Here is a 26557-nt window from a genome sequence, read left to right on the forward strand (position 1 = left end):
CGCGGCGGCCGGTCCGGCTCAGGCGTGCCGCGACGCCGCCGGGACCGTGCCCAGCGGGTGGCGCTGCTGGATCGCGACCCGGATCTTCTGCCCGCCCTTGAGCACGTACTCGGCCCCGTGCACGTGGATGGTGACGCTGCCGGCCCGCCGCGAGGTGCCCTCGAGCTCGAGCACGTGGTGGTCGATGCAGACGCGGATCACCTGGCCCCGGTAGAGGACGGTGAACTTGACCCGCTCCAGCTGGCTGGGCAGCGCGGGGTCGAACTCCAGCCACTCCCCGCGCACGCGCAGGCCCGCGTAGGCCCGGGTGACGACGTCCACGGAGCCGGCCATGGCGCCGAGGTGGATCCCCTCGCCCGTGGTCCCGCCCTGGGTGTCGTCCAGGTCGATCAGCAGCGCGTCCTGGAAGGCCGACCAGGACCGGTCCGGGTTCAGCCAGGCGAGCACCGAGGCGTTGACCACCCGGGAGAGGGACGAGCCGTGCGAGGACCGCGCGATGTAGAAGTCCACGGTGCGCTCGATCGCGGCGTGGTCCACCTCGTAGCCCATCCGTCCGAGCTCCTCCACGAGGCCGTCGGGGCCGAAGAGGTAGACGAGCATGATCGTGTCCGCCTGCTTGGCGAGCTTGTAGTTGTTGGTCATGTCGCCCTCGTTCTCCAGCAGGAGGTCGAGGCGGCCGATGTTGCGGTACTTGGCCCGGTAGAACTCCCAGTCCAGCTCGTCGAGGTCGTCGTAGCCGTGGAACTGGCTGATGGTGCCGTCCTTGTTGAACGGCACGAACATCCGCTCGGACATCCGCTGCCAGGTCCCCACCTCCTCCGCCGAGAGGCCGAAGCGGGCGGAGAGCTCCTCGCGCTGGTGCTCGACCATGTGGTGGAAGATGTGGGCGCTGTGCCGGAACAGCCAGGCCGCCAGCACGTTCGTGTAGGCGTTGTCCTTCAGCCCACCGCCGTGCTGGCCGCGGGGACCGTCGTGGTACTCGTCCGGTCCCATCACCCCGGCGATGTGGTAGCGGCCGTCCGCGGGGTCGTAGTCGGTCAGGGACGCGAAGAGGCGGGTGATGCCGATGATCAGCTCCGCGCCCTGGCCGGCCAGCCAGTCGACGTCGTCGGTGGTCTCGTAGTAGATCCAGGCGTTGTGGGCGATCGCGAGGCCCACGTGGAACTGCCGCCAGGAGTTGTCGGGCAGCCACCGGTTGGAGTGGTGGTTGAACAGCTCCGGCGGGGTCTCCTCCCGCCCGTCCGACCCGGACTGCCAGGGGAACGCCGCGCCCTCGAGGCCGAACTCCATGGCGCGGTGCTTGGCCATGGGCAGCCGGCGCCACCGGTAGGAGAGCAGCGAGCGCGTCACCTGCGGCTCCCGCAGGTTGACCACCGGCAGGATGTAGAGCTCGTCCCAGAAGATGTGCCCGCGGTAGCCCTCGCCGTGCAGGCCGCGGGCCGGCACGCCGGCGTCGCGCAGCGACATGTGGGGGGCGAGGGTCTGGGACACGTGGAACAGGTGCACCCGCAGGGCCAGCTGGGTGAGGAGCAGCTCGGGGGTCTGCGCCTCGGGGTCCGGGCACACGTCCACGTCGTAGCGGTCCCACAGCAGGGACCACTCGACCTCGTGCGAGGGCAGCAGGCCCCGCACGCCGCTCGGGTTGCGGTCCAGCTCGGCGAGGGCCCCCTCGCGGGGGGAGCCGATCGCGGCGTCGCGGCTGGTGACGACCGCGGTGGTGGAGTCGATGATCACCGGCCGCCCGTCGGCGATGTTGACCTGGTGGCGGCGGAACTCCGTGCCGCCGGGGCGGATCTCCCGGCGCTCCCGCACGTTCTGACCGCCCTCGATCGTGGTGCGCTGCGCGGTGGTGATCTCGATCTTGGACTGCGTGGTGCGCACGTGCGAGAGCAGGGTCTCGTGGTCGTCGGGCAGCGACGTGGACTCGAGGTCCACCAGGTGGTGGTCGTTGAGGTCCTGGTACTCCGCCACCCCCGTGTTGCGGACGCTGGGGTCGATCCCCGTGCGCAGGTGCAGGCGCCCGGAGAAGCCGCGGGCGGTCACGGTGGTCTCCTGCGCGCCCAGGTGCCGGTAGCGCAGCGAGACGAGGCGGCGCTGGACGATCTCCAGGCGGGCGCGGGAGCCGTCCTCCCCGCGGTCGCCGTTGAGGTCGGTCAGCACGAGGGAGCGGATGAGCAGACCGCGGCGCAGGTCCAGCTCGGTGCGCTCCTCGGAGGGGTGCAGCCCGCCCTCGGACCACCAGTCGCCGCCGGAGACCCGCAGGTCCAGGTGCGTCCAGTTGGGCGCGTTGACCATGGACTCGTGCTCGACGTCGCGGCCGCTGAGGTGGCTGACCACCCGGTTGAAGACCCCGGCCAGGTAGTTGCCGGGGTAGTGCACCCCGTTGGCGGAGAACTCGCAGGCCGACCCGCGCACGCCCATGTAGCCGTTGGTCAGGGTCAGCAGCGTCTCCCGCCGGGCCTCCGTCGCCGGGTCGAAGCCCTCGAAGACCAGCTTCCAGGGGTGGTCGCGGCGGGCGCCGAGGTCCAGCTCGCCCACGTCGTTGAGCACGGTCGTGGCGCCGGCCCGGAACAGGTCCCGGCGCTCGCCGTGCCGGCGGATCCCCACCACGGTGCCGAAGCCGCCCGCCGCGGCGGCCTGGACCCCGGACACGGCGTCCTCGATCACCACGGACCGGGCCGGGTCCACGCCCAGCATCCGGGCGCAGGTGAGGAACGTGTCCGGGGCGGGCTTGCCGGGCAGGCCGTGCTCGGCGGCGAAGTGCCCGTCCACGATGATGTCGAAGGAGTCCTGGAGCCCGGCCGCGGCGAGCACCGGGACGCTGTTGCGGCTGGCGGTCACGAGGCCCACCGGCACCCCGGCCGCCCGCAGCCGCTCGATGAGCGCCACGGTCTTCTCGAAGACCCGCACGCCCGTGACCTCCAGGGCCTCCTGGAAGTAGGTGTTCTTCAGCGCCGCCTGGCCCTGCACCGACCACGCCCCCGGGGTCTCGTCGCCCTCGGGCAGGCGGGCGCCGCGGGAGGCGAGCAGGGAGCGGATCCCGTCCTCGCGCCGCCGGCCGTCCACGTAGTGGCGGTAGTCGGCGTCCTCGTCGAAGGCCCGCCGGTCCACCGCCGCGCCCTCCACCGCCGGCTCGAGCCGGTCGTCGGCCAGGATCCCGTCGAAGAGCGTCTTCCAGGCCGCGGCGTGCACGGCGGCGGTGTCGGTGACCACGCCGTCCATGTCGAAGATCACGGCCTCGTGGGGGATGCGGAGCTGGTCGACGGGCTGCGAAGGACCGTCCGAGCCGCCGATGCGGGGCAGGGACGCGGTGAACGGGGCGGTGGGCAGAGCGTTCACGGGGGTTCCTCCGGACGTGGGTGCGGCGTCCGCGGCCCCGGCGGAACCGCACGGAGAAACCCAGCACGCGGCACGCTACGGACCCCGGACGCGGCGTTGCGGGTTCGGCACGGGCTCGGCGCGGCCGTCCGTGCCGACGGTTCCTGACCAGTTCATTAAAGGGCCCCGGGGCGATCGGGGCAAGCCGCCGCCGGCTCAGTCCGCCGCGAGGGGCAGGTGCACGGTGAAGCGCGTCGAGCCCGGCACGCTGCGCAGCCGCACCCGGCCGTGGTGGGCCTGCACGATGGCCTCCACGATGGACAGCCCCAGCCCCACGCCCCCCGAGCCCCCGGCGCGGGCGTCGTCCTCCCGGGCGAAGCGGGAGAAGATGTGCTCCTGGAACGCGGCGCCGATGCCCGGTCCGTCGTCGGCCACCGTGAGCACCGCCTCGTGGCCGGGCCCGGTGCCCAGCGAGGTGGTGACCGTCGTCCCCGCCGGCGTGTGCTGGTGGGCGTTGGACAGCAGGTTGATGAGCACCTGGCGCAGCTGGGCCGGGTCGCCCCGGACGACGACGGGCTCGTCGGGCAGCTCCAGCCGCCAGTCGTGGCCGGGCGCCGTGACCCGCCGGTCGCTGACGGTCTCGACGACCAGCTCCAGCAGGTCGACGTCCTCGGGCACCACGGGACGGCCCTCGTCCAGGCGGGCGAGGAGGAGCAGGTCCTCGACGAGCGCGGTCATCCGCGCGGACTCCGACTCCACCCGGGACAGTGAGCTGCGGCCCTGCTCGCTCATCGGCTCGGTGAGCCGGATCAGCTCGGCGTAGCCGCGGATGCTGGCCAGGGGAGTGCGCAGCTCGTGGCTGGCGTCGGCCACGAAGCGGCGCACCCGCGTCTCGCTGCGCTGCCGGGTGGCCAGGGCGTGGGCGACGTTGTCCAGCATCCGGGAGAAGGCGTGGCCGAGCCGGCCGACCTCGGTGTCCGGGTGGGCCGCCGGGGCGACCGCCGCCACCGGCAGGACCACCTCCCCGCGGTCGAGGTCGAGCTCCGAGACCCGGGTCGCGACGTCGGAGAGCCGCTCCACCGGGCGCAGCGTGCGGCGGATGACCACCAGGCCGAACAGCCCGGTGACGGCCAGGGCCCCCGTGGAGATCGCGGCGGTGCTCGCCCCGAACCGGCGCAGCGTCTGCTCCTTGTCCGCCAGCGGCAGCCCGGTCAGCACGAGCCCCCAGTCCCACGGGTCGTCGACCAGCAGCACCCGGTACCCGCCCACGGTCAGGTCCACGTCCAGGGGCCCCCACTGGGCGCCCCCGTCCTCGTCGGAGCGCGCGCCCAGCTCCTCGACGAGGACCTCGATCCGCTCCCGGTCCTCGTCCCCGAGCCTGTGCCGGGAGCCGTCGGCCGCGAACAGTCCCGCGCGGACCACCTCGTCCTCCACGATCCGGGCGTTGAGCGTCCCGGCGCCCTGCGCGGGGACGTCCATCATGGACTCCAGCTCCTCCGAGGGCCCGGCGGAGGCCCGCACCCCGTACTCGATCGTGCGGTAGGAGGCGTCCCGGACCTGGCGGTCCAGCTGCTCGCCCAGGGACACGTTCAGGGCGGCGTGGCCCAGCACGCCGACCGCGGCGCAGGCGAGCGTCAGCAGCGCGAGCACCGTCAGCAGCAGTCTCGTGCGCAGCTGCAGCGCCCGGACCCGTCCCGTCCTGCTCATCCGGTGCTCACCTCGTGCCCGTTGCGTGCCGGCCCGCGCTCACTCGGCCGGCTTGAGCACGTAGCCGGCGCCGCGGACCGTGTGGATCATGGGGCTGCGGCCGGCGTCGATCTTCTTGCGCAGGTAGGAGATGTAGAGCTCCACCACGTTGGTCTGGCCGCCGAAGTCGTAGCCCCACACCTGCTCGAGGATCTGGGCCTTGCTGAGCACCCGGCGCGCGTTCTCCATCAGGCAGCGCAGCAGGTCGAACTGGGTGGCGGTCAGGGTGATCTCCTCCCCGCCGCGGTGGACCTCCCGGGTGTCCGCGTTGAGCACGAGGTCGCCGACCACGAGCTCGGCGGCGTCCGGGTGGGCGATGCCGGAGCGCTGCACCAGGCGGTGCAGCCGCAGCAGCAGCTCCTCCATGTTGAACGGCTTCGTGACGTAGTCGTCCCCGCCCGCGGCCAGGCCCGTGATCCGGTCCTCCGTGCTGTCCTTGGCGGTGAGGAACAGGGCCGGGACGGCGGGGGCGAACGCTCGGATCCGCTCGAGCAGCTCGACCCCGGTGCCGCCGGGCAGCATGACGTCCAGCACGAGCACGTCGGGGCGGAACCCGCGGGCCTCGGCCACCGCGGCGGCCCCGTCGTGGGCCGAGCGCACCTGCCAGCCGAGCATGGACAGTCCCATGGTGACCATCTGCGCGAGCAGCGGCTCGTCGTCGACGACGAGGGCGCGCACCGGGGCGCCGTCCGGGTGCCGCAGGCGCGGCAGATCGACGGCGGTGGGCCGCTGCACGGGCTCGGTCACGGCACTGCTCTCCTCACTGGACGGGACCTCGATACGACGGGGCCTCGAGGGGACGGGGCCCCCGGGGCGGGTTCTCCGGGAACGGGGCTCCACGGCCGGCGGGCGGCGGCCCGGCGGTCCGCGGAACGCCTCCAGCGTAGCTCCGCGGCCCCGGCGCACCGCGGTGCGCCGGGGCTTCACAGGCGGGGCACAGGAACGGGATAAGGCGCCCACATCCCGGCCTGCTGGACTGGGGCAGCGACGGGCCCCGGGCCCGGAGCCGGCGGGCAGGGGGCCCGCCGGCCCACCGCGAGAGGGGAACCACTGCCATGCCGCACACCCACCACCCGGCCGAGGACACCCCGGCCGGGCAGGTCCCGGCCCGCGGGCCCGCCCCGGCACGGGGCGCCGCACGGCGCCTGGTCGGGGTCGACGCGGCCCGCGGGATCGCCCTGCTCGGCATGATGTCCGTGCACATCCTGCCCTCCTGGGACCCGGAGACCTTCGAGGCGACCGCGCAGTGGACGGTCTTCTCCGGGCGCGCCGCGGCGCTCTTCGCCTTCCTCGCGGGAGTCGGACTGGCGTTCACCTCCGGCGGTCGCCGCGTGCACGAGGGCCGGCGCAGGACGGGGGACCGGGTGGGGCTGCTCGTGCGGGCGCTGCTCATCGCCGTCCTGGGCCTGCTCATCAACCAGACCTCCCCGGACGACCCGCCCGCCTACAACATCCTCGTCTACTACGGGGTCTTCTTCCTGCTGGCGATCCCGTTCCTGCACCTGTCCGCGCGCGCCCTGCTGGCCTGGGCCGCCGGGTTCGCGGTGCTCGGCCCCGTGCTGATCCACGCGCTGGGACCCGTCCTGCCCGGGTTCGACAGCTACAACCCGACCGTGGCCGACGTCCTCACCGCGCCGGGAACCACCCTGGCCCAGCTGCTGCTGACCGGTTCCTATCCGGCGCTGACGTACCTCGTGTACCTCCTGGCCGGTCTGGCCGTCGGCCGGCTGCCCCTGGCGGAGCGGCGCACCCAGCTGGGCCTGCTGGTGGGCGGCGCCGTGCTGGCGGCCGGCGCCGCGCTGGTCTCGTGGCTCCTGCTGCACCCTCTCGGCGGCATGGAGCGGCTGCTCGACGCGAGCCCGTTCCTGGGCCGGGAGGACGTCCAGGACATCCTCGTCTGGGGGCCGGACCCGGTGCTGCCCACGTCCACCTGGTGGTGGCTGGCGGTCGACGGACCGCACACCAACACCCCGCTCGCGCTGCTGGGCGGCGTGGGCACCGGCGCCCTCGCCCTGGGCCTGTGCCTGCTCGTCGCCCGCCGGGCGGAGGCCCTGCTCCTGCCGCTGGTCGCGGCCGGTTCGATGACCCTGACCCTCTACTCGGCCCACCTGCTCGCGCTGAACCTCGAGGTGCACTACGAGCAGCCCGTCCTGTGGTTCCTCGTGCAGGCCGCCGCGGCCGTCGGGTTCGCGGTCCTGTGGCGCCGGAGCCGGGGCCAGGGCCCCCTCGAGCGGGGCGTGAGCAGGGCCTCGCACGCCGCCCGAGACCGGGTGCTCGGCGATCGCCTAAACTCGTAGGCGATCCACCCTGGTCCCCACCCGAGGAGCGGCATGTCCACGAGCTCGATCCAGTCCGTCACCAACCAGCCTCTCACCGAGGTCGACCCGGAGGTCGCGGCGGCCATCGCCGACGAGCTCGGACGCCAGCGCGGCACCCTCGAGATGATCGCCTCCGAGAACTTCGCCCCGCGCGCGGTGCTCGAGGCGCAGGGCTCGGTGCTGACGAACAAGTACGCCGAGGGCTACCCCGGCCGCCGCTACTACGGCGGCTGCGAGCACGTCGACGTCGTCGAGAACCTCGCCCGTGACCGCGCCACCGCGCTGTTCGGCGCCGAGCACGCCAACGTCCAGCCGCACTCGGGCGCCCAGGCGAACACCGCCGTGATGCAGGCCCTGATGCAGCCCGGCGACAAGCTCATGGGACTGTCCCTGGCCCACGGCGGCCACCTCACCCACGGCATGAAGCTCAACGTCTCCGGCAAGCTCTACGAGATCGCCGCCTACGAGGTCGACCCCGACAGCTACACGATCGACATGGACAGGGTCCGGGAGCAGGCTCTCGCCGAGCGGCCGCAGACCATCGTGGCCGGCTGGTCCGCCTACCCGCGCGAGCTCGACTTCGAGGCCTTCCGCTCCATCGCCGACGAGGTCGGCGCCAAGCTGTGGGTGGACATGGCCCACTTCGCCGGGCTCGTGGCCGCGGGCCTGCACGCCAACCCGGTCCCGCACTCCCACGTGGTGACCTCCACCGTGCACAAGACCCTCGCCGGTCCCCGCTCCGGGGTGATCCTCACCACCGGTGAGCTCAAGAAGAAGATCGACTCCGCCGTCTTCCCGGGCCAGCAGGGCGGGCCGCTGATGCACGCCATCGCGGGCAAGGCCGTGGCCTTCAAGATCGCCGCCACCGAGGAGTTCCGCGCGCGCCAGGAGCGCACCGTCGAGGGCGCCCGGATCCTGGCCGAGCGGCTCACCGCCGCCGACGTCGCCGAGGCCGGGGTCTCCGTCCTGACCGGCGGCACCGACGTGCACCTGGTGCTGGTTGACCTGCGCAACTCGCAGCTCGACGGCAAGCAGGCCGAGGACCTCCTGCACGAGGCCGGGATCACCGTCAACCGCAACGCCGTGCCGTGGGACCCGCGCCCACCGATGGTCACCTCCGGGCTGCGGATCGGCACTCCCGCCCTCGCCACCCGCGGCTTCGGCGCCCCCGAGTTCGAGGAGGTCGCCGAGATCATCGCGACCGCGCTCAAGCCCGGCGCGGACGTCGCCGCCCTGCGCGCGCGCGTGGACAAGCTCGCCGCCGACTTCCCGCTCTACGACGGCCTCGAGGAGTGGTGAGCGTGGGCGCGCGCACCCTCGACGGGCGGGCCGCCTCCGCGGCCATCAAGGCCGAGCTCGCCCAGCGCGTGGCCGCGCTGGCGGAGCAGGGCGTCACCCCGGGCCTCGGCACGGTGCTCGTGGGCGACGACCCCGCCTCCCACTCCTACGTGGGCGGCAAGCACAGGGACTGCGCCGAGGTCGGGATCTCCTCGATCCGCCGCGAGCTGCCCGCCGACGTCTCCCAGGAGGACCTCGAAGCGGTCATCGACGAGCTCAACGCCGACCCGGCCTGCACCGGGTACATCGTCCAGCTGCCGCTGCCCGGCCACCTGGACACCAACGCGATCCTCGAGCGCGTCGACCCGGACAAGGACGCCGACGGGCTGCACCCGACCAACCTCGGCCGGCTCGTGCTCAACGTCTCCGACCCGATGGCCTCCCCGCTGCCCTGCACGCCCAACGGCATCGTGGAGCTGCTGCGCCGCCACGACGTGGACCTCGCCGGCCGGCACGTGCTCGTCGTCGGCCGCGGTGTGACCGTCGGGCGGCCCATGGGACTGATCCTGACCCGCCGGGAGATCAACGCGACGGTCACCCTCGCCCACACCGGCACGAAGGACCTCGACGCGCTGCTGGCCCAGGCCGACGTCGTGGTGGCCGCCGCCGGGCGCCCGCACATGATCGGCGCGGACGCCCTCAAGGACGGGGTCGTGCTGCTGGACGTGGGGGTCTCCCGCGTGGAGGACCCGGAGACGGGGAAGAAGCGGCTCACCGGCGACATCGACCCGGCGGCCGCCGAGAAGGCCTCCTGGATCTCGCCGAACCCCGGCGGCGTCGGCCCCATGACCCGGGCCATGCTGCTGCTCAACGTCGTGGAGGCCGCCGAGCGGCACGCCGGCGCCCGCTGAGCACCGGCCCAGGGCCGGAGAGCACTTCGTGCAGCGGGCCGGCGGCACACGACGACAAATCACTCATCCTGCGGTAGCCGCGGGCGCGTCCCGGACGCCTCCCGTGCTGGGGCGTCCATGGTGCGGACGCCCCAGCACATGGGCCGCCCCTGCACGCGGGTTCGACCGGTGCGGTGGCCCTCGTGGCGCCGTCACCGCGCGCGAACGGCGGCTCGAACCCCTGCCGGGTGAGCCACAGCCACATGTTGCCACCCGGGATGTCGTCTCATGTGGGGATAAGCCGGTCAAAAGTGCTGGTGAAAACCGGACTGTGTCATTCTGCGATTGGCAGATCCGTTTGCTCCCGCATATTCTTCGGGTGATCCGTGCGATCGGCTGCTTCTCTTCCGGGGCGCTGCCGTCGCACCAGGAAGGACCTGCGGGGGCAGGTCGTTCACACCGGGGGGTAAACCATGAATCATCGCACTCTGTCCAACGCCGGTTCCGTTGCGGGCCGCGAACCCGCTGCCGCACGGAAATGGGCACGAACGAGCGCGCTCGCCTTGGCCCTGCTACTCGCGGGCCCCGTGGCACAGGCGACCACCACGCCCGCGGATGCCGCGGTCGCCAAGGCGGTGAACCCGAAGATCGACCTCCGGGTGCTCGTCGTCTCCGACGGTTCCGAGATGATCACCGCCTACCAGGACCGTCTCACCCGGGAAGGAATCCCCTTCCAGGTGCTCGACCTCAACCAGTCCGGCCGGCCGGTCCTCAACGACGCCTACCTCACCACCGTCGACGCGGAAGCTCCGCACGCGAAGTTCCAGGGCGTGATCATGCCGAACTCGGCGCCCGCGGGGCTGGCCCAGGCTGAGCTCACGGCCCTGCACGAGTACCAGGCGCGGTTCGGCGTCCGCCAGATCAGCGCCTACGTGTGGCCCAGCGCACAGCACGGGATGAACGCGCCCACCTACTCCGGCAAGGTCGACGGCTTGAACGCGACCGTGACCGCAGCCGCGAAGACCAAGGCGAACGGCCACGGCTACCTCAAGGGCACGGTGAAACTCGACAACATCGACCCCACCGTGGACGAGTCCTACGGCTACCTGGGGACACCGGCGACCACGCCCGGAGTGACCGTGACGCCCCTCGTCACGGCGACCGTTCCCGGTACCTCGACCCAGGGCGTGCTCAGTGGCGTGTTCAACGACGGCTCGCGCGAGGAACTGTTCAACACCTACGCGTCCAACCAGTACCAGCAGCACTTCCAGGTGCTCAGCCACGGCCAGCTCGAGTGGCTGACCCGCGGGGTGCGCCTGGGCGAGTACGCCAACTGGTTCTCGGTGCACTCCGACGACGTCCTGATGGCCGACGCTCTGTGGAACATGGCGGGCAACTGCACCTACGGCGACGACTGCGACGAGACGCAGTACCCGTCCGACGCCCCGGGCACCACGGCCCGCATGGTGGCCAGCGACGTGACTTATCAGCGCAACTGGGAACAGAACTGGGCCTTCAAGATCGACAACACCTACAACGGCGCCGGTACCGCCCAGTACCTGGAGGAGACCAACACCACCTCCGATCCACTGCTCAACGCGTACAAGAAGAACGCGAGCGCCTTCCGCTGGATCAACCACACCTACACCCACCTGAACCTGGGGTGCGAGAAGATCTACGGGTCCCTCGGAACCTGGGTCTGCGCCACCAATCCGGACGGATCCGTCAAGTGGCAGCCCCAGGCGACCATCACCGACGAGATTGCTGCCAACAAGACCTTCGGAGACACCCACGGGCTGAGGTACGAGCCCAACGCCCTGGTCACGGGCGAGCACTCGGGCCTGCGGGCTCTGCCGCAGGTCACCACCGACAATCCGAACCTGGCGCCCTCGCTCGCCGCCACGGCGGTCAAGTGGATCGCCTCGGACGCGTCGCGCGAGAAGGAGCAGCGGGCCGTGGGCTCGGCGCTGACCGTGCCGCGCTACCCGATGAACATCTACTACAACACCGCCACCCGGGCGCAGGCGGTCGACGAGTACAACTGGATCTACACCTCCCGCGCGAACGGGGGGTCCGGCATCTGCGAGGACAACCCGGGGACCACCACCTGCATCGCGCCGCTGTCCACCACCACCGGGTTCCAGAACTACATCGTGCCGATCGAGACCCGGATCGCGCTCGGCCACGTGGTGGGCAACGACCCGAGGCCGCACTTCGTGCACCAGTCCAACCAGACCCAGGATCGGATCATCTACCCGGTGCTGCAGACGATCCTCACGCAGTACCGGAACACGTTCGCGGCCAACACCCCGGTGCTCAACCCGACCCAGACCATGGCCGGCTCCGAGCTGCTGGAGCAGAGCACCTGGCGCAACGAGCAGGATGCCACGGCGTTCTACTGGAAGGGCCAGGTGCGGGTCGCCGCCACGGGTGACGGCGCGTCCGTGCCGGTGTCGCTGCCGGACGGCGCCACGAAGAACGGCACGGCGCTGCCGGCGACCTACGCCGGCAAGGACACGGACCGGGTCACCGTGCCCGCCGGCGGCTCCGTGACCTACTCCGTGGGCACGCTCGGCTGGGGAACGGGTGCGGCCACCACGGTCGAGGCGCCGAACACCTTCAGCGATACGAGCATCCCGACGGGTCCGTCCACCACGGAGATCGAGCCGAATCCGGTGGTTGCGCCGGAGGAAACGGCTGTCGCCGCGGGATAGGAGCCGCGAGCACGCGGTGGTGGCCGGGGCGCTGGGGGGCGCGCCGGCCACCAGCGCCCAGGGCCACCGTCAAGGGGGCGGTCGGTCGCACTGCTAAGGGGGAGCAGAAGATGCGGATAGCAATGCTGACAGAAGGGACGTACCCGGTGACCACCGGGGGCGTGAGTACATGGTGCGACCAGCTCGTGACGGGCATGGACGAGCACGAGTTCGAGGTCACGGCGATCGTGGCCACGGGGCGGGAACCGGTCGTGTGGACCGTTCCCGCCAATGTCCGGGCAGTGCGGAGGGTCCCGATGTGGGCAGACTGGCCGACCCCACTCCGGCTGCGGACGGCAGGCCGGAAGAAGGCCGAGGTGCTGCTCGACACGATGTGGGACGCCGCGCTGGGCCAGGACGTCACGGCAAACCACGAGCGCTTCGGCGAGGCGCTCCGGGGACTGACCGAGATCTCCGCGACGGTCCCGATCGGCCGGCTACTGGCAGCCAAGGGCTCTGTCCCGGCGCTGCTGGCCGCGTGGAGCTCGCAGCAGGTGCCGGAGGGCGCCCGCCCGCTGCACGTGGGCGAGGCCGTGCTGGCCTGCGGCCTCGTGGACCGGGTGCTGGCGTTGCTCGACACCCGGCTGGGGGACGTGGATCTCGTCCACGCCACCGGCAATGGACCGTCCGCCCTCGTGGGCCTGGCCCACATGTGGCGCACCGGCACCCCCGGCATTCTCACCGAGCACGGCGTCTACCTGCGCGAGCGCTACCTGGCGATGAGCGAGTCCTCGCTGCCGTGGTCGGTGCGGCGTGCGGTGATGGCGTTCACCTCCGCCCTGTGCCGGCTCGCCTACCGCCAGTACCCCAAGATCCTGCCCGTCAACCGCTTCAACGCCCGCTGGGAGCAGCTGCTCGGGGCCACAGAGGCACAGGTCGAGACCATCGTCAACGGCGTGGACCCGGCGACCTTCACGGCCGTCGACTCCGAACCGGCCGTGCCCACCATTTCCTTCGTGGGCCGGATCGACCCGCTCAAGGACCTCGAGACCCTGATCCGCGCATTTGCCCTGGTCCGGCAAGAGGTGCCCGCCGCCCGGCTGCGGCTCTTCGGCCCGGTGCAGCGGTCCAACCTCGCCTACCAGCAGCACCTGCAGACTGTCGCCGATGAGCTCGGTCTCGGTGACAGCCTCACCTGGGAGGGTCCGTCCGCCGGCAGCCGCCCTGCCATCGAGGCGGGCAGCATCGTGGCGCTGTCCAGCATCTCCGAGGGCCTGCCCTTCACCGTCGTCGAGGCGATGATGTGCGGCCGTGCCACCGTGAACACCGACGTCGGCGGGGTTTCGGAGTGCCTCGACGACGAGCAGCGCACCGGTCGGCTGGTTCCGGCCCGCAACCCGCGTGCCTTCGCCGACGCGTGCGTGGAGCTGCTCCAGGACGACCTGCTCCGACGCCGGACCGGGCGGCTTGCCCGGCAGCACAGCCTTGCGAAGTTCGATCTGCGGGTGTGCCTGGACAACTACCGCCAGGCGTACGCGCGAGCGGCCGTCTCGGAAGAGGGGCTTCCGCTCACCACGGTCGGAGGCGCACACGCCGACGACGGAGCGGCCGACATGCTGGCATCCCCTGAAGAACATGCAGGTCTGGTCGTGGTCAGCGCGACCCGTCCGCTGAGTGACCTCGACCGAGTCGGCTAGGACGGAGACGGAAATGCAGCCCAACACGCAACCTCTGCCGGAGAGGCCGGTCATCTCGCCCCGCGCCGTGCCGGAGGAGTTCGACGGCGACGGAGGTCAGGTCGTCGATCTCTTCGACGCCGCGGCCCGGATCGAGTCCCGCGGATACAGTGATCGCTCCGTGGCCCGGACCTACGGCTACGACTCGGTCTTCGACCTCGCCGGTGACGTCGTCGACCACGGCCCGCGCCACCGCGCCGAGGACAGGTCCCCGTCGGTCGCCTACTCGATGACCAAGGCATGGATGCGTGCGGCGCTGCTGGTCCTCGGAGCCGTGCTCGCCGCCCTCGTGCAGGCGCAGCTCGGTGCCGGGTCCCGCGAGATGACCCTGGCCGGTTGCTCCGGATGGATCCTCGGCCAGGCCGTTGCCGGCATGACGTGGTACCGACTGCGCTTCGATTCGAAGGAGCGTGCCGCTCGTTGCGGGGAGGTCGTCGCAATCGTCTGTGCGGCTGCAGCGCTGACTGCGGCCTTCCTGCTGCTCCTGACCGGCGTGCTCGGAGCTGCGGGTTTCGGGCTGGTTCTCGGCTGGGTGGCCTACGCGCTGGCGGTCTCCCTGCTGACGGTGCTCGACAAGGTTGCCGTCCCGCTGGCGGTGATGATGGTGGCGGTCGTGCTGCAGACCACCACGTGGCTGATCACCCCACAGGGGGGTGGGTCGACCGGCTTTCTCGCGGTGCTCCCGGCGATCACAGCCGTCGTGGCGGTCGTCGGCTACACCGTCCGGCTGACGAGGGGTCATGCCGAGACGGGCACGCCCGAGATCCGCGATCTTCGTGGTGTCGCCGTTCCGGTCGCCCAAGCGATGCTGCTGGCCTCCGCCCTCGTGGTCGCGCTCTCCGCGGTCCCGGCCAGCCACGGCACGGCATTCGTGGCCACGGCCGTGCTGCTGGTGGCTTGCACCGACCCCGGCATCGTGGCCCTGCGCAGCCGTCTGTCCTGGTTCGCCCACCGCTCCACTTCCCTGCTGTGGTCCAGACGGTTCGCTTGGGGGTTGGCGTCCGCTGCCGCTCTGCTCGTGGCCCTGCTCGCCGCCCTGCTCGTGGTCGCGGTCGTGGAAGTGACAGGGGCGTCGTCCGAGCAGATCACCACGACCGTCGTCGGCACCGTGCTGTTCTCCGTGCTGGCCACGCTCTCCTCCGTGCACACGGCCTTCGGATCCCCGTTCAGGGGGCTGGTCCCGGCAGGGCTCGCCCTGGTCGTCATGCTGGCGTTCGCGGCGATGTCCGGGGCCGCCGTCGCCGTGATCAGCGCTGTTGTGTGCCTCATCGCCCTGACCCTGCTCATGCAGCAGTTCTCGGACGCGAGGGTCTTCGCATGAGTGGCTCCACCACGACGCGGGTGGGCATCCCGTGGTACGTCCATCCCGCCCAGGATCCGGAGGCCTGGGAGCGCCTGGCAGCGGAGTTCTCCGGGGCGAACGGCATCACCGACGGGTTCGTCGTGGTGAACGTCCATGACGGCCCGGGTTGCGAGGACGACCCGTACTACGCGCTGCCCCTGTCCGACTTGGCTGCCAGGGCTCCTGGTCTGGTGCTGCTCGGCTATGTCGACCTGGACTACGGGCGCCGTGGGCTGTCCGAGGTGTGCGAGGACGCCGCCGCCTGGCGGCGACGCTACGGGATCGACGGAGTGATGCTCGACCGCTTCCCCTCGGGCCGCGAGCCGGTGGACGTGACCGGCGCCGCTCTGCGCGCGGTGGCGCGGCTGCGGGCCGACGGTGCCGGTCCCGTGGCAGGGAATCCCGGGGTCGTCCCCGTTCCCGAGGTCTCCCGGGCCCTCGATGTCACCTGCGTGTTCGAGGGCACCGGCGCGGACTACCTCAAGCACCGCGAGGAGTTGCCCGGGCTCCCCGGGGCCTGGCACCTCGTGCACAGCTGCACGCCGGACGAGCTGCGCTCCGCCCGCGCGTGCGCGGCGCCGAGCGGGGCCGAGTACGCGTTCGTCACAGCCGGCGGCCTGCCGCACCCGTGGAACGGGTTCGGCTAGGACGATCCGGGGTGAGGCACCGGGCGGCCGTCACCGCGGTCCTGATCGTCGTGGCCATCGTGGCAGCCGATGTCACGGTCGTCCTTCCCCCCCCCCCGGCCGATCGTCACTCACCGCACCCGGACCCGGAGGCCGGGGCTCAGGCAGAACGCTGGATCCCGACGCCGGGCGTGCAGTGGCAGTGGCAGCTCTCCGGAACCCCGTCGGTCGAACCCGGAGTGGATGTCTACTGAAGGGACGGTCGCGGAACGTCGGAGACTGCCGTGCGGACTTCCGGAAACAGGGCAAGCGGACGATCTGCCATCTGAGCGCGGGGACTCTCGAGACCTGGCGTCCGGACGCCGGCCGGTTCCCCGAGGAAGTCGTGGGCAAGGCCATGGAGGAGTGGAACGAGGAGCTCTGGCTGGACGTGCGCCGGCCGGACGTGCTGCTGCCGATCATGGCAACGCGCATGGACGAGTGCGCGGAGAAGGGCTTCGACGCGGTGGAGCCCGACAACGTGGACGGCTACGGCAACGACACCGGTTATCCGCTGCTCGCGGAGGACCGGAGGCGGCACAACCGGGCCGTTGCGCAACTGGCGCACGAACGCGGTCTCGCGGTGGCGCTGAAGAACGACGTGGACCAGATCGCGGAGCTCGACCCCGACTTCGCCTTCGCCATCAACGAGGAGTGCTTCGCCTACGACGAGTGCGAGGCCTACGAGCCGTTCACAACCGCCGGCAAGGTCGTGTTCGACTTGGAGTTCGAGGACGTTCGGGACTCGTGCGAACGAGCGCAGGAGTTGGGGATCACCTCCATGCGCAAGCACATGGACCTGGGTGCTGGGCGCCAGGACTGCAGAATGTCGTCGCGGGAGCCGGAGACGAACCGGTGCGCATGGGCGATCGTGCCCGGCCCGAAGGACCCGGTCGTCGCTCCAGGACACCGGGCGGAAAGCTGTGCACGCGGTCCTGCCCGCCGATCCGGATCCGACGTCCGCTGCGGTACCGGCATCCCGGTCCGACCGGCCGAACATCCGGCCGCCGCGCGCTGGCGTCAACGGTTCCATCGGCACGAGCGCTGACACGGGCGGGGTCCAGATCACGGCGGAACCGGGGCACTGATGGTTCCGCGTCCCGACGTGGCGGGAGGTGCGTCGGGAACGCACGTATCCGCCTTCAGAACGACAGGGGTCATGGTTCGTAAAACCCGGGGGGTTGTCCACATTTGCGGGGACGAATTCGCCACGTACGGCCGGTGTGCCTCTGCCCAACTCGGCCATGCGCAGAAACCGGTGCAATGACTCCGTAGTCTGCTGTGAAGCCGCTGGGGCGTCCCGGAGGGGAAACCACGAGCTTTCCGGCCCGTGCGACATCGACAGGATCAGCAGAACGCCGTGGAAAGGGGGGCACATGGTCAGGCCTTCTCACCGAACCGTACGAGGTCGGACGGCGTGGTGGACGTGGCCCACAGCTCTCGCCGGCGCACTCGTCCTCTCGGGCCCGGCAGGTCAGGCCGCCACGATCCCCGCGGATCCAGCGCAGGTGGCACTCGGCGGCGGCGTGACGAGGTGGGCCGATCCCAGGATCGACCTTCGCGTCCTCCTGGTGACGGACGGTTCCGACACGTCGACGGCATACCAGGACCGCCTCTCGCGCGAAGGAATACCCTTCGACGTCCTCGACCTCCACGACCGGGAACGGCCCAAGCTCGACGAGGCCTACCTGACCACTGAGGATCCACAGGCCCCGCACGGCAAGTACAACGGAATCATCCTGCCGTCAACTGCCCCGGAGGAACTGTCCACGGACGAGCTGGACTCCCTGCACCGCTACGAATCCTCCTTCGGAGTGCGGCAGATCAGCGCCTATGTCCTGCCCGGCGCCGAACACGGCATGCGACCACCGCACTATTCGGGTGAGGTCGACGGCATGAAGGTGCACATCTCCGAGATCGCCAGGACGGGCGACTTCGGCTACCTCCGGCCCACGGTCGCACTGGACGACACCGACGCCGCAGTGTCCGAGTCCTACGGCTACCTCGCTGAGGCCGAGGACCCCGAGAGCCCTGCGGTCGTCCCGCTGGTCACAGCCACCGTTGCAGGCTCCGGCAGGGTGGGAGTCCTGACCGGCATCCACAGAGACGGGACCCGCGAGGAGCTGTTCAACACCTTCGCATCGAACCAGTACCAGCATCACTTCAACGTGCTGGCCCACGGTCAGCTCGAGTGGCTCACGCAAGGCGTCCACCTGGGGCACTACGGCCACTACTTCTCGGTGCACTCCGACGATGTCCTGATGGCGGACGCTCAATGGACTTCGAAGGCGAACTGCACCTACGCCCACGACTGCGAGGAACGCGTTGCTGCGGACGTGCCCGTACCCGTCGCTCGGATGACCGTTGCGGACGTGGACCACCTGCGGTCCTGGCAGAGGAGGTGGAACTTCCCGGTCGACCTCGCCTTCAACGGAGCCGGCTCCGAGAAGGAGGCTGCTCCGGGCGGTCGTTCGGATTCCCTGCTGACCGCGTTGCGCAGGAATGCCTCCGAGTTCCGGTGGATCAATCACACGTACACGCACCGCCATCTGGGTTGTGTGTCCTCCGGTGGCTCTCCGGGGCCGGCGAACTGCGCGCCCGACGACACCGGCGCCGGGGAATACGTGGCGCAGGAGGTCATCCTCGAAGAGATCACCGCGAACATCGACTTCGCGGCCCGGTCGTCCATACCTCTCGACGCGAGCTCGGTGGTCACCGGAGAGCACTCCGGGCTGAGGTCCCTGCCGGACCAGCCGGAGGACAACCCGCACCTGGCCTCGGCCCTGGCGGATGCGGGTATCGCCTGGATCGCCTCGGACGCGTCCAGGGAGAAGGAGCAGCGCGCTCTCGGCCCGGCGCTGACCGTCCCGCGATATCCGATGAACATCTTCTACAACGTCAGCACCGAAGCTCAGCAGGTGGACGAGTACAACTGGATGTACACGTCCCGAGCCGACGGTGGCTCCGGAATGTGCGAGAGCGGCCCGGGGCCGGGCGCCTGCATCGCGCCTTTGCCCATCGACACCGGATTCGCGAGCCACATCGTCCCGACCGAGGCCCGTGTCGCGCTCGGCCATGTTCTCGGCAACGATCCGAGACCGCACTACGTGCACCAGTCGAACCAGACGGGCGAACGGATCCTGTATCCGGTGCTCGAGGAAGTGCTCAGCTCCTACCGCAGCGTCTTCGCGGACAGCGCGCCGTTGCTGGTACCGACGATGGCCGAGGCGGGGACCGTGCTCCGGAATCAGTCCGCCTGGAGTCGGGAGAACGCCGCCACGGGCGTCTACTGGATGGGCAAGGTGTATCTCTTCGCCCATGAGGACGCCGTCGTTCCCCTGTCGCTGCCGGTGGGGGCCGCCGTCAGCACGGCCGGCGTCCTCGGTACATACGCGCACAAGGCCACGGGCTGGCTGCCCATGGACGGTGGATCGGCCACCACCATCACTTTGGGAGGGCACAGGTACGCGGAGACGGAACCTTCGGTGACCGAGACGCCGCACGGGTCCACTGAGGCCGGTGTGCCGGGCGAGCCGGACACGACAGCGAAACCACCGGTGCAAGCCATCGCCATCAGGGAACCGCCCGGCCCGCGTGGGGAGCTCCAGGGCACCGAGGACGGCTCAGGAGGTGACCCGGACAGCGAATGACGTTGCGAAGTACAGGGTTCAGGCGCGCGGGGGCGCGCTTGAGGGCAGCCGCCTTCGGCCTGGCGCCATGGTCGACGTGCGGTGGAGCAATTGACAGGGAAAGTGATACATGCGCGTGGCCATGCTGACAGAAGGCACTTATCCGGTGTCCATGGGGAGGGAGCACGTGGTGTGATCAGCTCATCACCGGGATGCCGGAGCACAAGTTCGAGGTCACGGCCATCGTGGTCACCGGGCAGGAGCCGGACGTGTGGAATCCGCCGCCCAATCTCATCCACCGCGCACCGGGTGCCCATGTGGGGTACCTGGCCGACGCCGTTGCGCCTCACAAGTGCTGACAGGCGACGGGCCGAGCAGCTGCTCGATGCGATGCGGGGCGCGGTGCTGGCGCCGGACAGTGTTGCCAGCCACGACCGATTCGCTGCGATTCTCCGTGAACTGCGGACATCTCCCGGACGATGAGCATCGCCCGGGTGCTGGCCACCAAGGTGTCTGTGCCCTCCCTGCTGGCGGCGTGGGAAGACCAGCAGGTCCCTGCCGGCCAGCACCGCTCCACGGCGGTGAAGCGGTGCTGGTCTGTGGCCTCGTGGACGTGGTCCATGCGACAGGCAACGGTCCGTCAGCGCCGGTCGGCCCCGTCCACATGTGGCGGACCGTAGCTCCGGGTGTGATGAGCGAGCACGAGGTCCACCTTCGTGAACGGTATCTGGCTCTGGGCAGGACTGAGATGCCGTGGGCCGCCCGCCGCGCCATCATGGCCTTCGTGGCCGCCCCGTACAGGCTGCCGTACCGCGAATACCCGAAGGCCACGCCGGTCAGCCGAGTGAGTGCACGGTGGAAGAAGCTACCGGGTGCCGGCGACGGCCAGCGGGAGACCATCGTGAACGGGGTGGACCCGGCCATGTTCACGGCGGTGGAGTCCGAACCGGCCGTACCCACCGTCTCCTCCGTGGGAGGCATCGATCCGCTCAAGGATCTGGGCACGTTCGCCCGTGCCTTCGCGCTCGTACGCCAAGACATTCCCGAGGCGCGCCTGAGGCTGGCCGGACCTGTGCAGCCGTCCAACGTGCCGTACAAATCGGAGATGGTGGCCCTGGCCGAGCGAGCTCGGCGTCTCCGAACCGCTCAGCTGGGAGGACCCGTCCGCTCTGCAGGTGTGTCTCGAGAGATACAGCAGCGAGTACGCCCGAGCTCTTGCGGAAGCACAGACAGGGGGCCGCGCCGCAGTGCAGCCCACCGTCGAAAGAGCGGTGTCAGAGCGTGACATCGACGATGATCTTCCAGGACGACGGTTGGCCCGACGGCGGACCGCGGCCTGCGCGACCGATACCCCAGAAGTTCGACGGCGACGATGAGGCGGTCGACCTGTTCGACGCGACAGCGCGGATCGAGGCCCGAGGTTACAGCGATCGCATCGTGCACGGGAAGTACGTACGGCTATGAGTCGGTGTTCGATCTGGCGCGGGACGTCCTGGCCGGCCGCGCACGGGTGAGGACACCCGAACGCCAGGCGTCGAGCGCTCTGCCGGTGCGCAAGGCCTGGAGGCGCGCGGCGTCGCGGGCAGCGGCGCTGTGCTGACGGGGACCGTGCAGGCCCAGTCGGGCGTGGATTCCACAGAGGTGATCATGGCCTGGTGCGCCGGGTGGATGCTCGGCGAAGCAGTCGCAGGCATCACGTGGTACCGCCTCCGCTCCCACTCGATCGACCGCACCGCCTGCTACGGAGGCGCGGTGGCCCTCACCGTGCTGCCCTGGCCCTGACCGTCGCGCTCGTCCTGCTGCCCGGGGACTTCCTCGGTGCCCCGGGATTCCGCCCGGTGGTCGGGTGGGAGGCGTACGCCCTCTCCGTGTCGTTGCTGACCGTCAGAGAACGGTTCCGGCCGGCACTGGCGGTCATGTGCGCTGCCGTGCTCCTGCAGGCGTCAGTGTGGGCGGTCAGCGGTTCGAGGACCGCTCACCGTGATGCCCGCCACCGTAGCCATCACGGTCAGCGTGGTGTACACGGTGAGGACAGTGCGTTCGCGAAGGAGGGCCACCACCCCGGGTTCTCGGACCTGCGCGGGATAGGTGTTCCCATGGCTCAGGCCGTTCTGCTGGCCGGTGCGCTCGTCCTCGCGCCCTCCCTCGTGCCGGTCAGCCACGGCACAGCGTGCGTGGCGACGGCCGTGCCGGCAGGCAGTGGCGGTCACCGACCCGGGCATCGTGACACTGCGCGAGCGTCTGTCGTGGTTCGCCCACCGGTCCACGTCGCAGTTGTGGCCGCGGTGGTTTGCCTGGGGCCTCACTTCGTTGGCGGTCCTGATCATCGCCACGACGGCCGCAGGGCTCGTTGGCGTCATCGTTGCCGTCGTCGTCGCCGTGGTCGTCGCCTTGGCCGGAACCCATGAAGAGCGGTTGCCCCACACCATCACGGGTGCGGTGCTGTTCCCGGTGTTCGCGACGCTGTCCTCGTCATTCTCGTGGTCGGGTCGCCGAGCGGAGGCCTTCTCCTGGCGACCGGCGCGCTCGCGCGTGGGGCCGGCCCGAGTCGATGCCGGTTCGTGGCCGGGCCGGGGATTTGAGACAATGGTGACCATGCGCTCCATCGGATCCTCCGCCACGTCCAGCCCGTCCGCCCCCGGGACCGGCAGCCGCACGAGCCTCTGGGGCACGGTCATCGGCCTGGCCGTGCTCGTGGTGATCTTCGTGGTGGCGCTGCTGCAGGCCGCGAACGCCAACTCGTGGCTCGGCTGGGCGCTCGCGGGCATCGCGCTCGGGTGGCTGCTGCTCGCCACGTGGGTGGTGCTCATGGTCCGCAAGGCCGCCCGCTTCGGCCGCCGGCAGGTCGAGGAGGCCCAGGAGCAGCTGCGGACCGGCTCCGGCCGCGCCCCCGCCGCCGCGCAGTCCGGCGCCACCCGCTCCATGCGGGACGAGAAGCTCTCCCACAGCTTCCAGATCGTCCTCGTCCAGTCCAAGGTGATCAAGCAGGAGCTCGCCGGGCTGCCGGCCGAGGGCGTGGACCGCGAGGCCCTGGACCGGGCCCTCGACACGATCGACATCACCGCCGGCAACGGGATGAGCATGCTCCGCCAGGAGCCGCTCAGCGGCACCGTCGTCGACTGACCCGCGGCCCGACCGTACCGTCATCCCCCCGATCGCCCCCACCGTCCCGAAGGCCAGGTGCCCCCGCATGTCCCGCTCCGAGAACGTCCTGCGCGTCGCCACCGTCAACGTCAACGGCATCCGCGCCGCCTACAAGCGCGGCATGGCCGACTGGCTCGCCGGGCGCGACGTCGACATCCTGTGCCTGCAGGAGGTCCGGGCGCCCGACCGGGTCGTCCGGGAGCTGCTCGACGAGCAGACCTGGGACGTCCACCACGCCGAGGCGGCGGACAAGGGCCGGGCCGGCGTGGCGGTCGCGACCCGCCGCGACGCCCGCGCCGGGACGCTGCTGCCGGTGGCCCGGAGGGACTCCATCGGCCACGAGCACTTCGCCGCCTCGGGGCGGTGGGTCGAGACCGACCACGCCCTCGCCGACGGCAGCACGCTCACCGTGGTCTCGGCCTACGTGCACTCCGGCGAGGTCGGCACCGTGCGCCAGGACGACAAGTACCGGTTCCTCGACGTCATGACCGAGCGGCTGCCGGAGCTGGCCCGCACGCGGGAGCACGTCCTCGTGGTGGGCGACCTCAACGTGGGGCACACCGAGCTCGACATCAAGAACTGGAAGGGCAACGTCAAGAACGCCGGGTTCCTGCCCGAGGAGCGGGCCTACTTCGACCGCTTCTTCGGTGAGCACGGGTACAAGGACGTCGCCCGGGAGCTTGCCGGACCCGTCCCCGGCCCGTACACGTGGTGGTCCTACCGCGGCAAGGCCTTCGACACCGACGCCGGGTGGCGCATCGACTACCACATGGCCACCCCGGGGCTGGCGGCCGCCGCCGTCTCCGCCGTGGTCGACCGCGCCCCCAGCTACGACACCCGCTTCTCCGACCACGCGCCCGTGGTGGTCGACTACCAGCTCTGACCCGCTCCGCCCCGCACTCCCGCGCCCGCCCGGCGCCGGCCCGACCGAAGGACCCCACACCGTGACCGCTGACCCCGCGCCGTTCGACGTCCGTTCCGCCTCCGGCAGGCCCCGTGTCGTGTCGGGGGTGCAGCCCTCGGCGGACTCGCTGCACCTGGGCAACTACGTGGGCGCGGTGCGCAACTGGGTGGACATGCAGGACGACAACGAGTGCGTGTTCTTCGTCGCGGACCTGCACGCGGTGACCACGGACCAGGACCCCGCGACGCTGGCCCAGCGCACCCGCGTCACGGCCGCCCAGTACATCGCGGCGGGCATCGACCCGGAGCGCTCCACGCTGCTCGTGCAGTCCCACGTCCCCGAGCACGCCCAGCTGGCGTGGGCGCTGAACTGCATCACCGGCTTCGGGGAGGCCTCCCGGATGACCCAGTTCAAGGACAAGTCCGCCAAGCAGGGCGCCGAGAACGCCACCGTGGGACTGTTCGCCTACCCCGTGCTGATGGCCGCGGACATCCTGATCTACCAGGCGCACCAGGTCCCGGTCGGCGAGGACCAGCGCCAGCACCTCGAGCTGACCCGTAACCTGGCCCAGCGCTTCAACGCCCGGTACGGCGACACCTTCGTGGTCCCGGAGGCCAAGATCCTCGCGGAGTCGGCGAAGGTCTACGACCTGCAGAGCCCCACGGCCAAGATGTCCAAGTCCGCGGCCGCGGAGAGCGGGCTCCTCCGGCTGCTGGACCCGGCGAAGCAGAACGCCAAGAAGATCAAGTCCGCCGTCACCGACGACGGCACCGAGATCCGCTTCGACCGCGAGGCCAAGCCCGGGATCTCGAACCTGCTCACCATCTACTCCGCGCTGACGGCCCGCCCGGTGGACGAGATCGTCGCGGAGTACGAGGGCCGGATGTACGGGCACCTCAAGGTCGGTCTGGCGGAGGTGGTCACCGAGACGCTCGAGCCCATCCGCACCCGTGCCCTCGAGCTGCTGGACGACCCCGCCGAGCTGGACCGCATCCTGGCCCGCGGCGCCGAGAAGGGCCGGGAGCTCAGCGTGGCGACCCTGGCGTCGGTCTACGACCGGATGGGCTTCCTGAGCCGGGCCGGAGGGCTGGGCTAGGCTGGGTCCCGTCCTGTGAGGAGTTGACGTGATCCCAACGCACCAGTCTCCGACCATCCGCCCCGGCCAGGTCTACGCGGGCGTGGTCATCGAGCTGCCCGAGCCCGTGGGCCGGGAGCTGCAGGACTGGCGCGCGTCCTTCGGGGACCCGGCCTCCTACGCCGTGCCGGCGCACATCACCCTGATGATCGCCCCGCAGGCGGCGCACTGGGGCGAGGTCGTCGAGCGGGTGCGGTCCGTGGCCCGGCACTGGCGGCCGTTCCGCCTGGAGATCAACGGCACGGGCACGTTCCGTCCGGTGAGCCCGGTGGTCTACCTCCGCGTCCTCGAGGGCGCGCAGCAGTGCCGTGCCCTGCACGAGGCCCTGCACGAGGAGCAGCTGGTCTCCGCGTCCCCGTTCGAGTTCCACCCGCACGTCACCATCGCCCAGGCCTTGGGGGAGGACGACCTCGACCGCGCCCAGCAGGCGCTGCGGACCTACCGCGCCGGCTTCCTCGTGGACCGGATCGGCCTCTACGAGCTCGACGGCCGCGGCGTCTGGCGGATCCGCGAGGAGTTCCCCTTCACCGGGACCGACCGCGGCGGGCGCTGAGCCCCCGCCATGAGCACCAGCACGGGGCCCCGGCCCGGCCCGGCACCGGAGATGCCGCCCCGGGCGGTCGACCGGCACGGGCTGCGCCGGGAGGCGCTGCGCCAGGAGGCGCTGCTGCGCGAGCGGCGGGCCGCGGGCGCCGGCCCCCTGGCGCTGGCCGGGTCGGCGCTGGTGGTGGTGCTCTCGCGGTTCTTCACGCGTCTGCCGGTGCGGGTGGTGATGCACTACCTCTTCCACGGTGGCCCGCTCATGGCGGCCGGGCTGTCCTTCGTGCTGATCTTCGCCTCCACGTCCCTGCTGGTCGTGGGCTTCTCCGCGATCGGCATCTTCCTCGGCAACGACCCCGCGGTCCGGGACGCCGTGGTGCGGGCGGTCACCGAGCGGGTGCCCGGCCTGCTCAACACGGGCGACGGGGGAGTGGTGCCGCTGGCGCTGCTGGAGGACGCCCGGCCCTTCACCCTGGCCACGGTCATCGGCACCGCCGTCCTGTTCTTCGCCGGCTGGCGCTGGGTCTCCGGGGTGCGCCTGGCGTTCCGCCGGATCTTCGAGGTGCCGCCGGCAGGCCCAGCAGATCGCGCGGCGGTGCCGCGCGATCTGCTGGGCCTGCTGGTGCTGGGGGTGCTGCTGGCCCTGTCGGTGGTGGCCAACAGCGCCGCGTCGGGGCTCCTGGGCTTCCTGCTGGACACCGCCGGCGAGCTGGGCTGGGGCCGGCAGCCCGAGTGGCTGCGCACCGGGCTGACGTGGGCGCTGAGCACCCTCCTCGTCGTGGTCCTGGACGCCCTGTTCGCCCTCGAGCTCGTGCGCGGCGTCGCGGGACTGCGGCTGACCCGCCGCGCCCTGCTCACCACGGTGCTCGCCGCCGCGGTCGGCAACTTCGCCCTGCGCTACGTGGGCGGCACGGTGATCTCCGGGTTCACCGCCAACCCCTACCTGCTGTCCGTGGCCCTGGTGGTGGGGGTGCTCGTGTGGTTCTACCTGTTCAGCCAGGTCCTGCTGTTCTCCGCCGCGCTCGGGGCGATCGTGCAGGCGGACCAGCACGGCGGCCGGGTGCACCCTGCGGGGGAGGCCGTGGCCGTCACCGTGCTGCCGATGAGCTCGGTGCCCGGCCCCGCCCGCTGACCTTTCCGTGGTCCGTGCCCGGTGGGCCGAGGCGTCGCCCGCAGGCGGCACGGAGGTGCCCACGGTGGGGGCTCCGCGACGACGACG

22 protein-coding genes are annotated in these 26557 nt (G+C 71.2%); 18 read left to right on the plus strand and 4 right to left on the minus strand.

Annotation, left to right across the window (positions count from 1 at the left end):
• Window positions 1–18 precede the first annotated feature (18 nt).
• The 3 genes from ABL57_RS18715 to ABL57_RS18725 all read right to left on the minus strand — a co-directional run bounded on the left by ABL57_RS18715 (window position 19) and on the right by ABL57_RS18725 (window position 5811).
• A complete protein-coding gene (locus tag ABL57_RS18715) occupies window positions 19–3339 on the minus strand; it encodes a beta-phosphoglucomutase family hydrolase (protein ID WP_047804995.1) in 3321 nt (1106 codons plus the stop codon).
• Between the two features lie 195 nt (window positions 3340–3534).
• On the minus strand, window positions 3535–5025 hold the full coding sequence (locus ABL57_RS18720; protein ID WP_047804996.1) for a HAMP domain-containing sensor histidine kinase: 1491 nt from the start codon (window positions 5023–5025) through the stop codon (window positions 3535–3537).
• 39 nt (window positions 5026–5064) lie between these two features.
• Window positions 5065–5811 (minus strand): response regulator transcription factor, encoded by a 747-nt coding sequence (locus ABL57_RS18725; RefSeq protein ID WP_277551476.1) that lies wholly within the window; start codon window positions 5809–5811, stop codon window positions 5065–5067.
• Between the two features lie 308 nt (window positions 5812–6119).
• Between ABL57_RS18725 and ABL57_RS18730 the strand changes: the two genes are divergently transcribed.
• The 13 genes from ABL57_RS18730 (at window position 6120) to ABL57_RS22525 (ending at window position 21397) form a co-directional block, all read left to right on the plus strand.
• Window positions 6120–7361 (plus strand): heparan-alpha-glucosaminide N-acetyltransferase domain-containing protein, encoded by a 1242-nt coding sequence (locus ABL57_RS18730; protein ID WP_047804997.1) that lies wholly within the window; start codon window positions 6120–6122, stop codon window positions 7359–7361.
• 33 nt (window positions 7362–7394) lie between these two features.
• The gene (gene glyA, locus ABL57_RS18735) at window positions 7395–8681 is read left to right on the plus strand and encodes a serine hydroxymethyltransferase (RefSeq protein ID WP_047804998.1); all 1287 of its coding nucleotides are present in this window, start codon (window positions 7395–7397) and stop codon (window positions 8679–8681) included.
• Window positions 8682–8683: 2 nt separating this feature from the next.
• Entirely contained in the window at window positions 8684–9571 is an 888-nt protein-coding gene (locus tag ABL57_RS18740) for a bifunctional methylenetetrahydrofolate dehydrogenase/methenyltetrahydrofolate cyclohydrolase (protein WP_047804999.1), read from the plus strand.
• 566 nt (window positions 9572–10137) lie between these two features.
• Window positions 10138–12264: a hypothetical protein gene (locus ABL57_RS18745; protein ID WP_053005169.1), complete on the plus strand. Its 2127-nt coding sequence runs from the start codon at window positions 10138–10140 to the stop codon at window positions 12262–12264.
• Between the two features lie 122 nt (window positions 12265–12386).
• Window positions 12387–13940, plus strand: a complete 1554-nt coding sequence (gene pelF, locus ABL57_RS18750) for a GT4 family glycosyltransferase PelF (RefSeq protein WP_160310819.1) — start codon at window positions 12387–12389, stop codon at window positions 13938–13940.
• Window positions 13941–13953: 13 nt separating this feature from the next.
• On the plus strand, window positions 13954–15300 hold the full coding sequence (locus ABL57_RS22510) for a hypothetical protein (RefSeq protein WP_047805001.1): 1347 nt from the start codon (window positions 13954–13956) through the stop codon (window positions 15298–15300).
• A complete protein-coding gene (locus ABL57_RS22515; RefSeq protein ID WP_160310820.1) occupies window positions 15297–15968 on the plus strand; it encodes a spherulation-specific family 4 protein in 672 nt (223 codons plus the stop codon). Before ABL57_RS22510 ends, ABL57_RS22515 begins: the two co-directional genes overlap by 4 nt.
• A 181-nt stretch (window positions 15969–16149) precedes the next feature.
• Complete coding sequence (locus tag ABL57_RS21520; protein ID WP_160310821.1) at window positions 16150–17034, plus strand: endo alpha-1,4 polygalactosaminidase; 885 nt, start codon at window positions 16150–16152, stop codon at window positions 17032–17034.
• A gap of 460 nt (window positions 17035–17494) precedes the next feature.
• The gene (locus ABL57_RS18770) at window positions 17495–19636 is read left to right on the plus strand and encodes a hypothetical protein (RefSeq protein WP_053005179.1); all 2142 of its coding nucleotides are present in this window, start codon (window positions 17495–17497) and stop codon (window positions 19634–19636) included.
• Between the two features lie 140 nt (window positions 19637–19776).
• Window positions 19777–19974, plus strand: a complete 198-nt coding sequence (locus ABL57_RS21525) for a DUF3492 domain-containing protein (protein WP_256363827.1) — start codon at window positions 19777–19779, stop codon at window positions 19972–19974.
• Between the two features lie 332 nt (window positions 19975–20306).
• The gene (locus ABL57_RS22070) at window positions 20307–20900 is read left to right on the plus strand and encodes a hypothetical protein (protein ID WP_152683467.1); all 594 of its coding nucleotides are present in this window, start codon (window positions 20307–20309) and stop codon (window positions 20898–20900) included.
• A gap of 8 nt (window positions 20901–20908) precedes the next feature.
• Window positions 20909–21079 carry a hypothetical protein gene (locus tag ABL57_RS22520; protein WP_160310822.1) on the plus strand — a complete coding sequence of 57 codons (171 nt, stop codon included), beginning with the start codon at window positions 20909–20911 and terminating at the stop codon, window positions 21077–21079.
• Between the two features lie 162 nt (window positions 21080–21241).
• Complete coding sequence (locus ABL57_RS22525; RefSeq protein WP_160310823.1) at window positions 21242–21397, plus strand: hypothetical protein; 156 nt, start codon at window positions 21242–21244, stop codon at window positions 21395–21397.
• 161 nt (window positions 21398–21558) lie between these two features.
• Here ABL57_RS22525 and ABL57_RS18780 read toward each other — a convergent pair whose 3' ends face one another.
• Window positions 21559–22221: a hypothetical protein gene (locus tag ABL57_RS18780; protein ID WP_047805003.1), complete on the minus strand. Its 663-nt coding sequence runs from the start codon at window positions 22219–22221 to the stop codon at window positions 21559–21561.
• Between ABL57_RS18780 and ABL57_RS18785 the strand changes: the two genes are divergently transcribed.
• From ABL57_RS18785 to ABL57_RS18805, 5 genes are all read left to right on the plus strand, one after another.
• Window positions 22211–22738, plus strand: a complete 528-nt coding sequence (locus ABL57_RS18785) for a hypothetical protein (RefSeq protein ID WP_047805004.1) — start codon at window positions 22211–22213, stop codon at window positions 22736–22738. The two genes, ABL57_RS18780 and ABL57_RS18785, sit on opposite strands and share 11 nt — an antisense overlap.
• 67 nt (window positions 22739–22805) lie before the next feature.
• On the plus strand, window positions 22806–23642 hold the full coding sequence (locus ABL57_RS18790) for an exodeoxyribonuclease III (RefSeq protein ID WP_047805005.1): 837 nt from the start codon (window positions 22806–22808) through the stop codon (window positions 23640–23642).
• Between the two features lie 61 nt (window positions 23643–23703).
• Window positions 23704–24759 carry a tryptophan--tRNA ligase gene (trpS, locus tag ABL57_RS18795; RefSeq protein ID WP_047805006.1) on the plus strand — a complete coding sequence of 352 codons (1056 nt, stop codon included), beginning with the start codon at window positions 23704–23706 and terminating at the stop codon, window positions 24757–24759.
• A gap of 28 nt (window positions 24760–24787) precedes the next feature.
• The gene (locus ABL57_RS18800; RefSeq protein ID WP_082157582.1) at window positions 24788–25351 is read left to right on the plus strand and encodes a 2'-5' RNA ligase family protein; all 564 of its coding nucleotides are present in this window, start codon (window positions 24788–24790) and stop codon (window positions 25349–25351) included.
• A gap of 9 nt (window positions 25352–25360) precedes the next feature.
• Window positions 25361–26470, plus strand: coding sequence for a YihY/virulence factor BrkB family protein (locus ABL57_RS18805; protein ID WP_053005185.1), 1110 nt, complete (start codon window positions 25361–25363; stop codon window positions 26468–26470).
• The last annotated feature ends 87 nt before the right edge of the window (window positions 26471–26557 follow it).

Origin of the sequence: Kocuria sp. SM24M-10, assembly GCF_001027955.1 — a bacterium.
GTDB lineage: Bacteria > Actinomycetota > Actinomycetes > Actinomycetales > Micrococcaceae > Kocuria > Kocuria oceani.

Bases quoted from the DNA above. Each gene is read 5' to 3' on its own strand.
- ABL57_RS18720 (WP_047804996.1), bottom strand. From the start codon at position 5,025: ATGAGCAGGACGGGACGGGTCCGGGCGCTGCAGCTGCGCACGAGACTG.
- ABL57_RS18730 (WP_047804997.1), top strand. From the start codon at position 6,120: ATGCCGCACACCCACCACCCGGCCGAGGACACCCCGGCCGGGCAGGTC.
- glyA (WP_047804998.1), top strand. From the start codon at position 7,395: ATGTCCACGAGCTCGATCCAGTCCGTCACCAACCAGCCTCTCACCGAG.
- pelF (WP_160310819.1), top strand. From the start codon at position 12,387: ATGCTGACAGAAGGGACGTACCCGGTGACCACCGGGGGCGTGAGTACA.
- ABL57_RS22510 (WP_047805001.1), top strand. From the start codon at position 13,954: ATGCAGCCCAACACGCAACCTCTGCCGGAGAGGCCGGTCATCTCGCCC.
- ABL57_RS22515 (WP_160310820.1), top strand. From the start codon at position 15,297: ATGAGTGGCTCCACCACGACGCGGGTGGGCATCCCGTGGTACGTCCAT.
- ABL57_RS22070 (WP_152683467.1), top strand. From the start codon at position 20,307: ATGAGCGAGCACGAGGTCCACCTTCGTGAACGGTATCTGGCTCTGGGC.
- ABL57_RS22520 (WP_160310822.1), top strand. From the start codon at position 20,909: ATGATCTTCCAGGACGACGGTTGGCCCGACGGCGGACCGCGGCCTGCG.
- ABL57_RS18785 (WP_047805004.1), top strand. From the start codon at position 22,211: ATGCGCTCCATCGGATCCTCCGCCACGTCCAGCCCGTCCGCCCCCGGG.
- ABL57_RS18780 (WP_047805003.1), bottom strand. From the start codon at position 22,221: ATGGAGCGCATGGTCACCATTGTCTCAAATCCCCGGCCCGGCCACGAA.
- ABL57_RS18790 (WP_047805005.1), top strand. From the start codon at position 22,806: ATGTCCCGCTCCGAGAACGTCCTGCGCGTCGCCACCGTCAACGTCAAC.
- ABL57_RS18805 (WP_053005185.1), top strand. From the start codon at position 25,361: ATGAGCACCAGCACGGGGCCCCGGCCCGGCCCGGCACCGGAGATGCCG.